Source organism: Microbacterium sp. NPDC079176 (genome assembly GCF_040686675.1).
Classification (GTDB): Bacteria; Actinomycetota; Actinomycetes; order Actinomycetales; family Microbacteriaceae; genus Microbacterium.
On record NZ_JBFBLM010000004.1, the window covers coordinates 141,751 to 153,772 of the forward strand.

8 protein-coding genes are annotated in these 12,022 nt (G+C 68.9%); 4 read left to right on the forward strand and 4 right to left on the reverse strand.

All coding sequences use genetic code 11. From position 1 onward, the window contains the following. Positions 1–32 precede the first annotated feature (32 nt). Positions 33–1,046 (reverse strand): LacI family DNA-binding transcriptional regulator, encoded by a 1,014-nt coding sequence (locus tag AB0P11_RS11140; protein ID WP_285364863.1) that lies wholly within the window; start codon positions 1,044–1,046, stop codon positions 33–35. 212 nt (positions 1,047–1,258) lie between these two features. Beyond that, on the reverse strand, positions 1,259–1,717 hold the full coding sequence (locus AB0P11_RS11145; RefSeq protein ID WP_056277753.1) for a GNAT family N-acetyltransferase: 459 nt from the start codon (positions 1,715–1,717) through the stop codon (positions 1,259–1,261). 179 nt (positions 1,718–1,896) lie between these two features. On the opposite strand from AB0P11_RS11145, the gene AB0P11_RS11150 reads away from it, so the two are divergent. After that, on the forward strand, positions 1,897–4,116 hold the full coding sequence (locus tag AB0P11_RS11150; protein ID WP_056277754.1) for an NADP-dependent isocitrate dehydrogenase: 2,220 nt from the start codon (positions 1,897–1,899) through the stop codon (positions 4,114–4,116). Between the two features lie 116 nt (positions 4,117–4,232). Here AB0P11_RS11150 and AB0P11_RS11155 read toward each other — a convergent pair whose 3' ends face one another. Then, complete coding sequence (locus tag AB0P11_RS11155) at positions 4,233–5,747, reverse strand: L,D-transpeptidase family protein (RefSeq protein ID WP_363521977.1); 1,515 nt, start codon at positions 5,745–5,747, stop codon at positions 4,233–4,235. Between the two features lie 100 nt (positions 5,748–5,847). Then, positions 5,848–6,255, reverse strand: a complete 408-nt coding sequence (locus AB0P11_RS11160; RefSeq protein ID WP_053095391.1) for a RidA family protein — start codon at positions 6,253–6,255, stop codon at positions 5,848–5,850. Positions 6,256–6,280: 25 nt separating this feature from the next. Between AB0P11_RS11160 and AB0P11_RS11165 the strand changes: the two genes are divergently transcribed. The 3 genes from AB0P11_RS11165 (at position 6,281) to AB0P11_RS11175 (ending at position 12,010) form a co-directional block, all read left to right on the forward strand. Further along, complete coding sequence (locus AB0P11_RS11165; protein WP_363521979.1) at positions 6,281–7,498, forward strand: alanine racemase; 1,218 nt, start codon at positions 6,281–6,283, stop codon at positions 7,496–7,498. Next, positions 7,489–10,743: a family 20 glycosylhydrolase gene (locus AB0P11_RS11170; protein ID WP_363521981.1), complete on the forward strand. Its 3,255-nt coding sequence runs from the start codon at positions 7,489–7,491 to the stop codon at positions 10,741–10,743. Before AB0P11_RS11165 ends, AB0P11_RS11170 begins: the two co-directional genes overlap by 10 nt. A gap of 79 nt (positions 10,744–10,822) precedes the next feature. After that, the gene (locus AB0P11_RS11175) at positions 10,823–12,010 is read left to right on the forward strand and encodes an ROK family transcriptional regulator (protein ID WP_056277392.1); all 1,188 of its coding nucleotides are present in this window, start codon (positions 10,823–10,825) and stop codon (positions 12,008–12,010) included. Positions 12,011–12,022: the final 12 nt, after the last annotated feature.

Here is a 12,022-nt window from a genome sequence, read left to right on the forward strand (position 1 = left end):
TGATCGCGATGCGGCTGCGTGGTCGACGCCCGTCACTCCCGGGCGGGAGCGACGGAGCCGGCGGACTGGTATTCGGGTGGGATCAGGTGGATCTGCGCGGGCAGGCCCGGTTCCTCCAGGCGTCGCACCGCGAGGTCGACGGCGAGCTCGCATGACCTCTGCGGCACGAGCGGGATCGTGTCGATCGGGACGACGAGCGCAGACGTGTCGAACGATGCGGCCGCCGAGATGACGGAGACGTCTTCTCCCACCGTCAGCCCCTGGGCCGAGATCGTCTCGAGGAGGACATCGTGGACGTCGCCGACGGCGTGGACGATGAAGGCGCGGACGCCGCGCTCCAGCGCCAGCTCTGCGGCCGCGCGCACGGAGGAGGCATCGGTGGTCGTGACGCCCGTCGTCACCCAGTCGAGGTCGACGCCCCGCTCGGCCGCTCGCTCCTGCACGCCGAGGAGCAGGCGACGAGGGAAGTTCGACTTCCGGTAGGAGACCTCGGTCTGGCCGAACAGCGTGACCGACGTATGTCCGGCATCGGCCAGTCGATCCACCGCGAGATGCCCCGTCGCCTCGAAGTCGAGGTCGACACAGGTCAGATCCCGGGCGTCGTCAGGGATGCCGATGAACACGGTGGGGGAGCGCAGGGAGCGGGCGATGTCCGCGCGCTCATCGTCGGGGGCGACGTCGAGCACGAGGATGGCGTCGACCAGATTGCTCGCGGCGACGCGGTTCATGCCCTCCGACGCCTGCTCGTCGGTCAGGAGGAGGATGTCGTAACCGCGGCGCCGCGCGGCGACCGCGGTCGCGAGCACGAACGCCATGTGGGTCGGGGCGTGCGTGTCGGCGCGGAGGGGCTCGGTGAGCCCGAAGATCTGAGTGCGGCGCCCGGCGAGCATCCGTGCTCCGGCGTCGGGTTCGTAACCGAGCGTGTGCACCGCGTCCTCGATGCGGCGTCGCGTCTTCTCGGAGACGGGGCGCTTGCCGCTCAGAGCGTAGGAGACCGTGCTGATCGACACTCCGGCGGCTTCTGCCACCTCGTGGATCGTCGTCATCAGGACTCCATCGTCGCGTTTCGGTCACATCGTCGAAGCGCTTCGCTACCGCCTCTGACAGCGATGATAGGCACGGTTCAACGCTGCGCGCAACCTTTTTGTGGTCACTCGCAACAAATCGATCGCGGAGAGCGCGGGAGCGGTCCCATCGATTCACCGGACAGGGCGACGGGGCCTCGATGGGGGAGGGGATTCGAGACCCCGCCGCCGGTCTACGAAGGGATGCGGATCTGAGCGATGACCTCGGAGTACTCGGTCTCGCCGACAGGGGTGAAGCCGACACGCAGGAAGAACGCCTCGGGGCCGTCTTCTCCGGCCTCGTAGATGACGTTGATGTGGTCGAATCCGCGGACTCGCGCCTCTTCGATGAGCTGCTCGACCGCGAAGCGACCCACGCCCTTGCCCTGGTCGTCGGCGTCGACGTTGATGCGCCACAGCACGGAGCGGAAGTGCTCTTCCGGGGCGTCGGCGTCGAAGTTCGCACTGACGAAACCGACGACCTGGTCGTCGTCGAGGACGACTCGCTGCCAGGAGGTCTGGGGGTTGATGACGGTCGCGGCGATGCCATAGGACACCGGAGCGAGGAACTGCTCCTGTCCGGGCTTGAGCGACATGTTGTTCACGGCGACGATCGTCGCAGCGGAGAGTTCGACCATGCGCAGTTCGGACATGATCACAGGCTAGCCCCTCATCGGGTCGCCGCGCAGAAACCTCGACTTTCGTCAGGGGTGCAGCTCTGCGGGATGCCGGAAGTCGATGTCCACCCCGCCTCGGGGCGAACGTGCGTCGGGAGCGGCTCAGGTATCTTGGTATCGAGACAAATATGCCCTCGCGAACGGAGAACCTCCTGGTGACCGACGACGCCATCATCTACACCTACACGGACGAGGCTCCGGCTCTCGCCACCGCTTCCTTCCTGCCGATCATCAAGGCCTACACGGGGCAGGCGGGCATCGAGGTCGAGACCCGCGACATCTCGCTCGGCGGACGCATCCTCGCGGCATTCCCGCAGAAGCTCACCCCGGAGCAGCAGGTCGGTGATTCCCTCGCCGAGCTCGGTGGCCTCGCCACGCTCCCCGAGGCGAACATCATCAAGCTGCCGAACATCTCGGCCTCGATCCCGCAGCTCAAGGGCGCGATCGCCGAGCTGCAGGCCCAGGGCTACGACATCCCCGACTTCCCGGACGAGCCGACCTCTCTCGAGGAGAAGGACGTCCGCGCCCGCTACGACCGCATCAAGGGCTCAGCGGTGAACCCCGTGCTCCGCGAGGGGAACAGCGACCGTCGGGCACCTCTGGCCGTGAAGAACTACGCGAAGAAGCACCCGCACCGCAACAAGCCGTTCGCCGAGGGATCGAAGACCCGCGTCGCGACGCTCGGTCACGACGACTTCAAGCACAACGAGCGCTCCTGGGTCGCCGCCCATGACGACGTCCTCAGCTTCCGCCACACCGCCGCAGACGGCACCGTCACGATCCTCAAGGAGGGGCTGAAGGTCCTTCCGCGCGAGATCATCGACGCGACGTTCCTCTCGGCCGCGCACCTCGACGCCTTCCTCGCCGAGACGCTCGAGACGGCGAAGAACGACGACGTCCTCTACTCGGTGCACCTCAAGGCCACCATGATGAAGGTCAGCGACCCGATCATCTTCGGTCACGTCGTGAGGGTGTTCTTCAAGGACGTGTTCGCGCAGTACGGCGACAAGCTGGCCGCCGCGGGACTCAACCCCAACGACGGTCTCGGCTCGATCCTCTCGGGCCTCGGCGACATCGCCGACGGCGACGAGATCGCCGCAGCGTTCGACAGGGCCATCGCCGAGGGGCCGCGTCTCTCGTACGTGAACTCCGACAAGGGGACCACGAACCTGCATGTCCCGAGCGACGTCATCGTCGACGCCTCCATGCCCGCGCTCGTCCGCAACGGCGGCAAGCTGTGGGGCAAGGACGGCGGCGAGGCCGACACGCTCGCGGTGATCCCGGACTCCTCGTATGCGAGCGTCTATCAGGCGGTCATCGACGATGTGATCGCCAACGGCCCGCTCGACCCCGCCACGATCGGCACCGTGCCGAACGTGGGCCTCATGGCCCAGGCGGCTGAGGAGTACGGCAGCCACGACAAGACGTTCGAGATCGCCGCCGCAGGCACTGTTCAGGTGCTCGACAGCGAGGGCACCGTGCTGATCGAGCACGAGGTCGGCGCGGGTGACATCTGGCGTGCGACGCAGACGAAGCACATCCCGGTGATGGACTGGGTCAAGCTCGCCGTCTCCCGCGCTCGCGCCACGGGCGTGCCCGCGGTGTTCTGGCTCGATGCCAACCGCTCGCACGACGCGCAGATCATCGCCAAGGTGCACCAGGGTCTCGCGACGCTCGACACCAAGGGCCTCACGATCACGATCCTCGCTCCCGAGGAAGCCACTCGCTACACGCTGGCGCGGATGCGCCACGGCCTCGACACCATCTCGGTGACGGGCAACGTGCTGCGCGACTACCTGACCGACCTGTTCCCGATCCTCGAGGTCGGCACCAGCGCGAAGATGCTGTCGATCGTCCCGCTGCTCGCCGGCGGTGGCCTCTTCGAGACGGGCGCCGGCGGATCGGCCCCCAAGCACGTGCAGCAGCTCGTCGAGGAGAACTACCTGCGGTGGGACTCGCTGGGCGAGTTCTTCGCGCTGGCCGCGTCGCTCGAGCACTTCGCCGACCGCACCGGGAACGAGAAGGCCCGGGTCCTCGCGGAGACCCTCGATGCGGCGACCGGAACGTTCCTCGAAGAGGACCGCTCCCCGGGCCGCGCTCTCGGCACGATCGACAACCGCGGCAGCCACTTCTACCTGGGTCTGTACTGGGCGCAGGAGCTGGCGAAGCAGACGAAGGATGCCGAGCTCGCCGCGTCCTTCGCACCGATCGCCGCCACGCTCGCCGAGAACGAGGAGAAGATCGTCTCCGAGCTCAACGCCGTGCAGGGCAAGCCCGTCGAGATCGGCGGGTACTACCGCCCCGACGACGCGCTCGTCACCGCAGTCATGCGCCCGTCCACCACGCTGAACGGCATCGTCGACGCGCTGAGCTGACGCAGATCACAGAAGAAGGGGACGGATGCGAGAGCATCCGGCCCCTTCTTCGCGTGATCCCTCCGCGGAATCGACGACGCGTCGCGTGCGGGGGATCTGCTCGGTGAGAGCGGGGATCAGTAGTGGACCGCGACCTCGAGGCCCACGGGCGACCATTCGTAGACGTACCGGGCGACATCGATCGGCATGTTCACGCAACCGTGGCTGCGGGGATTGCCGAAGTCGTTGTGCCAGTAGGTGCCGTGGAAGCCCTCGTCGCCGTTGAAGTAGGTGACCCAGGGGACGTTGGGCGTCTCGGTGATCGAGCCGTCCGGCTCGCGGCTCTTCATGGTCTGCTCGCGCACGTGCGCGTAGACACGGAAGTTGCCGGTGTCGGTGGGTGTCGCGCTCTTGCCCGAGGAGATCGCCCAGGAGCGCACGACCGCGCCGTTCTCGATGAGGGTCGCGGTCTGCGACCCGAGGTCGACATCGATCTTGCGCACGAGGTTGACGGACTCGAACGGCGTCTCGGTGACCTCGATGGCGAAGATGCCCTCGCCGGCCTCGAGCTTCGTCGCGACGTCTGATGCGAGGGCAGAGGTGTCGCCGATCGCGCGACCGCTCACTCCCTCGGCCTCGGTGCGGAGGATCTTGCCGGCCGAATCGACGATGTTCGTCGCGTTGACCGGGGCCCGGTCGACGGCTGCCGGGAGGGCGTCGATCGTCGCCTGGATCGAAGCCTCGTCGGCGACCACGCTGAGCTCGCCACCGTCGTCGACGACGGAGATCCAGGTCGAGGCGGTCGCCGCGTCGACGGGCACCGTGCGCTCTTCGCCGATGTAGAAGCCGATCGAGCCGAGCATCGTGTTCAGTGAGGTCGCGAAAGCCGTGGCGTCTTCATCAGTGATCGCCGGCGCGGCTTCGGCCGGGTCGCCGGAGAACTCGAGGCTCGTGCCACCGTCCGCGATCGTGTCGACGATGGCGGCGGTGAGACCGTCGAGGTCGACGGCCGTCCCGGTGGCTGAGGGGGTGATCGCGTAGCCACCGCCTGCGGCGTCGAAGACGACGCCGGCATCGACCGCGTCTTCGAAACTCGACGGCACGGCCTCACGCAACGCGGCCTCGGCCGTCGCGGGATCGAGAGTGATCTCGCCGGCGACGGGTTCACCCATCCAGGCGGTCACGTTCCAGAACGGACGCTCCGCGAAAGCGGCGTCCGCGAGTGCGGTCGCGTCGATCTCGGCGCCGAGATCCGCTCCCGTCAGCACGGTGTCGCCGCCTGCTCCGGTCAGAGTGACCTCTGCATCGGCGACGTGGGCCTGGATCGTGTCGGCCGCGGCACCGGGCGTGAGCCAGCCGACGGGAATCCCGGCGACCGTGGTGCCCGGCGCGATCAGGATCATCGAGGCGGCGGCCGTGCCCAGGGCCAGCGCGCCCACGCCGAGGCCGATCCACAGGCCGAGGCGCTTCTTCTTCGGAGCCGGTTCGATCGGCGCCCAGGCGAGTTCCTGGTCGCCGCTGCGCGGCGGCTGGGAGTCGGTGGGTGCGTCGCCGGAGTCGGCGGGCGCGACAGGATTCGGCTGGTCGCCGGAGGCGGTCGCCTCGGTCAGCTTCTCGGTCTTCGCATCCTGCGCTGAGATCAGATCGGTCACGAACTCACCCCCCGGTTTCTCACGTGTCCTTAGCGATATGCTACGCGATCGCTGATAACGAGGAGGCAACGGTCCGTGGACCGCGGAAATTCCCGATGCGTCAGTCGCTGATGACGGCGAGGCCGTCGATCTCGACCAGCATCTCCTCGCGGGGGAGGCCCGTGAAGACGGTCGTGCGCGAAGGCAGGACCCCGCTGGTGGTGTGCGCTGTCACGAACGCGCCATACGCGTCGTTCATGATCGCGAAGTCCTCGCGCTTGGTCAGGTAGACGCGCAGCATCACGACATCGTCGAATGTCGCGCCGGATGCCTCGACGATCGCCTTGACGTTCTCGAGCGTGCGCGTGGTCTGAGCCGCGACATCGCCGGGGAAGAGGTATTCGCTCGTCTGGGGGTCGACAGGGCCCTGCCCGGAGACCTGCACGATCGGGCCCTTTCGGATCCCCTGCGAGAAGGTGTGAGCGGGAGCGGGGGCGGCGTCGGTCGACACTCGGATCTTCGCGGTCATGCGACCAGCCTAGTAGCCTTGTTAGATGCCTCTACAAATCCCGGATCCTGTACTCGGCACCTGGGCGAAGGGTTTCCCTCCGCGTTCCGGGGGGCTGCGGCTGTCGGAGGTACCCGACGCGGGCCTGCACCTGTCCGATCTCGTGACGCCGGTGCTGACGGTCCACGAGGCGGCGCTCTCCCACAACGAATCGACCGTCTTCGCCTGGGCGGCGGAACAGGGAGTCGTCCTCGCACCGCACGGCAAGACGACGATGGCACCGGCGCTCTGGCAGCGGCTGCTCGATGCCGGCGCATGGGGGATCTCCGTCGCGACGCCGTGGCAGGCCGAAGTCGCGGTGGAGGCAGGGGTCTCCACCGTGCTCATCGCGAACGCCGTCACGGATCGTGGCGCCGCGCACCACCTCGGCGCTCTGCTCGCTGCGGCGGGCGATCTCCGGATCCTCTGCTGGGCGGACTCCGTCGAGACCGTCGGCATCCTCGCCGACGCGCTTCACGACGCCGAGCGTCCTCTCGACGTGCTCGTCGAACTCGGTGGCCGGGGCGGGCGCACGGGCGCACGCAGCGTGGAAGCGGGGGAGCGCATCTCCCAGGCGATCGTCGCGGCCCCCGGTCTGCGGCTCGCCGGAGTAGCCGGCTACGAAGGACCGTTCGGTCCCGACCGGTCGGAGGCGTCTGTCGCCGCCGTCGACGCCTATCTGTCCACACTCGTCGACCTGCACCGTCGCCTCGAGTATCCGCCCGGCGTTCGGCCCGTGCTCAGCGCAGGAGGCAGCGCCTTCCCCGACCGGGCAGCGGCGATCCTGGCCCCTCACGGAGCGGATGCCGACATCGTGCTGCGGTCGGGTGCGTTCCAGATCCACGATGACGGCTTCTACTCGCGCATGTCGCCGTTCGGCGCCCTGACATCGACGGCGCCGCTGCGATCCGCCATGCACGCGTGGTCGCGCGTCGTCTCGCAGCCCGAAGAGGGACTCGCACTGCTGGACGCGGGCCGTCGAGATGTGCCGTTCGACCTCGACCTGCCGGTCCCGCAATCGGTCGAGGGGCGGATCACGGCCCTGAACGACCAGCACGCCTTCCTCGCTCTTGCAGACGGGGCAGATGTCTCCGTCGGCGACGTGGTGCGTCTCGGGCTGTCGCATCCCTGCACGGCTTTCGACAAATGGCGCGTGGTGGCGGTCATCGATGACCCGGATGCGGCGGACCCCCGGGTGATCGGAGCGGTCGCGACATGCTTCTGAGCACCGAGAAGCCCGTGCGGGTGTACCGAGGCGTCACCGTGGTCGACGGCACCGGAGCCGAGAGGTTCGCGGCCGACGTCGCGGTCGAAGGAGCCCGCATCGTCGCGGTGATCCGCGACGGAGATGAGAGGGTCCTGGAACTGCCGGCGGATGCGGTGGAGGTCGCGGGGGCGGGGCGGGTGCTGGCTCCCGGGTTCATCGACATGCACGCGCACAGCGAGCTGGCCGTGCTGCAGGGAGCAGCCCACGACGCGAAGATCCTCCAGGGCGTCACGACGGAGGTGCTCGGCCAGGACGGGCTCGGCTATGCCCCGCTGGACGACGCGACGGCTGCGGTGATCCCGGCTCAGATCGCGGGCTGGAACGGCATGCCGCCCGCCGTCCCCTGGCGTTCGATGGATGACCTGCTCGCTGCGATCGACTCGGCCGCGGTGGGCAACGCCGCGGTCCTGGTGCCGCAGGGCAATCTGCGCATGATGGTGGTCGGTCACGAGAACCGGGCGGCCACACCTGCGGAGATCGCAGCGATGTCCGGCATCCTCGGCGCGGCGCTCGACGCAGGCGCGTTCGGCATGTCGAGCGGATTGACCTACACCCCGGGGATGTACGCCGACACGGCGGAGCTGGAAGCGCTCTGCCGAGTCGTCGCCGAACGCGGCGGCTACTGGGCGCCCCACACCCGAAGCTACGGCGGGGGAGCCCTGGACGCCTATCGGGAGGCGCTCGACATCGGCCGTCGCACCGGGTGCCCGATCCATCTCACGCATGCGACCATGAACTTCGCTCCGAACCGCGGGCGTGCGGCAGAGCTGCTCGCTCTGGTCGATGAGGCCCTCGACGACGGCGTCGACGTGACCCTCGACACCTACCCTTATCTTCCCGGTGCCACCACGCTCGCGGCGCTGCTTCCGAGCCGACTGGCCGAGAGCGGCGACCTGCTCGCGACCCTCGCTGCGCTCGATGAGAGCGGACGCGAGACCGTCCGCGTCGAGCTCGAGGAGATCGGCTGCGACGGTTTCCACGGGGAGCGTGCCGACTGGTCGGCCATCCAGATCTCCGGCACCTCGTCGCCCGAACTCGCGGACCTCGTCGGACGGACCGTCGCGGAGATCGCCGAGTCGTCCGGCAGGCGCTCGGTCGACGTGGTGCTGGACACGATCCTCGAGGATGCGGGGGCCACCGGCATCCTGATGCACATCGGCGACGAGGAGAACGTCCGCACGATCATGCGGCACCCGCGGCACAGCGGCGGCAGCGACGGGATCCTGATCGGCGCGAGGCCGCATCCGCGGGGCCGAGGGACCTTCCCGCGCTACCTCGGGCACTACGTGCGAGAACTCGGGGTGCTCTCCCTCGAACAGGCTGTGCAGCACCTGTCCGGGACGCCGGCGATGCGGCTGGGCCTTGACCGGGGTGACGCGCCGCGGGGTGTGATCCGCGAGGGAGCCACGGCCGACCTCGTGCTGTTCGATCCCGAGACCATCACGGCGGGGGCGACCTTCGATGCTCCCCACGAGGCGCCGATCGGCGTCGACGAGGTGCTCGTCGGCGGTGTGCCGGTGGTGCTGGCGGGACACGCGTGCGGCGCGACACCGGGTCGAGCGCTGCGAATGACGCCCGCCGCGCATCGTGCCCCGGTCCCGAACATCCCGTCGGTGATCGATCCCGCTGCCGAGCCGTTCAAGTGGACGGTTCACACCTCGGTGTCGGCTCCGGAAGCCCTCGTCGCGAGCGCATCCCGTCTCGGCGAGCATCTCGAAACCGCGAAGGCGGCACCCGCGATCACGCTGAGGATCGACGAGTCTCTCGCGGGGGAGCCGTTCGCCCGAGCGCGTGTCGGCGCCGAGGCATTCCGCGTGACGGTGACCGCCGACGGAATCGACGTCGCGGGGGCGAGTGCGGCGGGCGTGTTCCGGGGCGTCACGCTGCTCCGGCAGCTGCGCGAGCCCGGCTCCGATCGCGCTCGGATCCCCGCAGGAACATGGCAGTCTGCTCCGGCTCACACGTGGCGGGGGGTCATGCTCGATGTCGCGCGGCACTTCCGCCCGGTCGAGGACCTGAAGCGACTCGTCGATCTGATGGCCGACCACCATCTCACGGTGCTGCACCTCCACCTCACCGACGATCAGGGCTGGCGCTTCGAGGTGCCGGGTTATCCGCTGCTCACAGAGGTGGGCGCGCGCCGCGAGGAGACACAGCGGGGCCACGGGCCGCACGCCACAGTGGTGCCGGGGCTGCACGAGGGTCATTACACGGATGCGGAGCTGCGCGACCTGGTCGCCTACGCCGCGGAGCGATTCGTGGCGGTCGTGCCGGAAGTCGAACTGCCCGGGCACATCCAGGCGGCGCTCGCCGCGTACCCCGCGCTCGGCAACACGGATGCGAGCGAGCGAGCTGTCGCGCCGTGGTCGCGCTTCGGCGTGAACCCTCGCACCCTCGCGCCGACGGATGACGCCCTCGCGTTCGGGCGTGCGGCGATCGACGCCCTGTGCGACCTCTTCGACTCTCCGTGGATCGGCATCGGCGGCGACGAGGTGCCGGTCACCGAGTGGGCGCAGAGCGCCGCTGCGCGCGAGCGGATGGGCGAGCTCGGTCTCGCGACTCCCCACGACGTGCAGCCCTGGTTCACCGATCACTTCGTCGCCCACCTCCGCAGCCGTGGGCGCATCGCCCTGGCATGGGACGAGGTGCTCGAGGGCGATGTCCCCGAGGGTGTGCGGATCCTCGCGTGGCGGGGTCCCGTCGCGATGCGCGAGGCGCTGAGGCGCGGCATCCCCGTGATCGCGTGCCCCGACCTCGAGGTGTATCTCGACTACCCCCAGTCGGAGTCGGCGGAGGAGCCGATCCGGGTCGGCCCGCCGCTGCCGATCGAGCAGGCCTACACGCTGCGCATCGAGGACGGCGCGGTCGGCGGACAGGCCAACGTGTGGACCGAGCACCTCCCGACGAGAGATCGGGTCGACTTCGCGATGTTCCCTCGTCTCGCAGCGATCGCCGAACGGCTGTGGGACGGCGGCGAACCACCCTCGTATGAGGGGTTCGCGCGACGTCTTCCCGTCCATCTCAGACGCCTCGCCGAGTCCGGTGTGCGGTATCGTCCTCTCGACGGTCCGACGCCCGCGCAGAGGCGTCCTGGAGTGCCGGGGAAGCCTCTGACACGCGAGGCGCGGCAGGCGATAGTCGCGGGCCTCGTCGAAGGCCTGGCGGACTCGTCGGGCACCGCCGCCGGAGTACTCTCGGCATAATGTAACGTTTCCGTAACCCTCCCTGTGCTAACTGTGGCAGGGGTTGCGAAATTTATGTTCGTAAGGTCTACTAACAAACATGTCCGTATCGGATGGATCGCGTCCTTCGACGTCGCCAGATTACGTCGCCGCGAGCGCGCACGCCTTCGGCCCGGGGCGCCACCTGCGCTCTCGCTCGAAGGTGCTCCCGGAACACGCTCGCGGTCACAACCGCGCGCTCGTGCTGCAGACGCTCTATCACTCGGGAGCGATGAGTCGAGCGGACCTCTCTCGCGAGACCGGCCTCACTCGGGTCACCATCTCCGACCTCGTCGCGGAGTTCATCTCCGACGGCATCGTCGTCGAGATGGGAGTGCGCGAGACGGTCGGACCGGGCAAGCCTCCGATCCTCATCGACATCGACCGAGTCGGGCACCAGATCATCGGGATCGATCTCTCCGGCCCCCATGCCTTCGTCGGCGCTCTGCTCAGCCTCGACGGCGACGTGCTCGAGCGCCGTGAGGTGCCGCGACCCGAGAGCGCAGACGGCGACGCCGCCTACGCCGCCACGCTGGAGCTGGCCCGAGCGCTCGCCGAGACGGCCACGCAGCCCATCCTCGGCGTCGGGATCGGCAGCCCCGGTGTCGTGCGTCCTGACGGCGTCGTGCTCAGCTCGCCCAACCTCGGGTGGAGCAATCTCCCTCTCGAGGCGAAGCTGGGCGTCGATCTCGATCTGCCGGTCCTCGTGCGCAACGACGCCAACGCCGCGGTGCTCGCCGAGTACACGTTCGGCGAGGCGAAGGCCGACTTCATGCTCATCAAGATCGGTCGCGGAGTCGGAGCCGGCGTCATCACCGGCAGCCAGCCGCTGCTCGGCAGTCGCTTCGCAGCGGGCGAGATCGGCCACGTCGTCGTGGGCACCGACGGTGGACCCCGCTGCGCGTGCGGCAAAGACGGCTGCCTCGAAGCGTGGCTGAGTGAGACGCGGCTGCGTCCCGCCATCGCAGACGCCCCCGGATCGCGCGACGAGATCCTCCGCGATGCGGGAACCCGCATGGGCATCGCGATCGCCCCGATCGTCGCGGCACTCGATCTGTCCGAGGTCGTGCTCTCGGGTCCCGAGGATCTGCTCGACGGCGTGCTGATCGACGCCGCGGTCGAGACCCTGCACGCGCGCACGCTCGAGGGCGTCTTCGAGGACGCGCTCATCCGCCGCACCCACCAGGACGACATCGTCCTGCGCGGTGCCGCCGTGATGGTGCTGTCCAGCCAGCTGGGCGTCTCGTGATCCGTGCCTGCG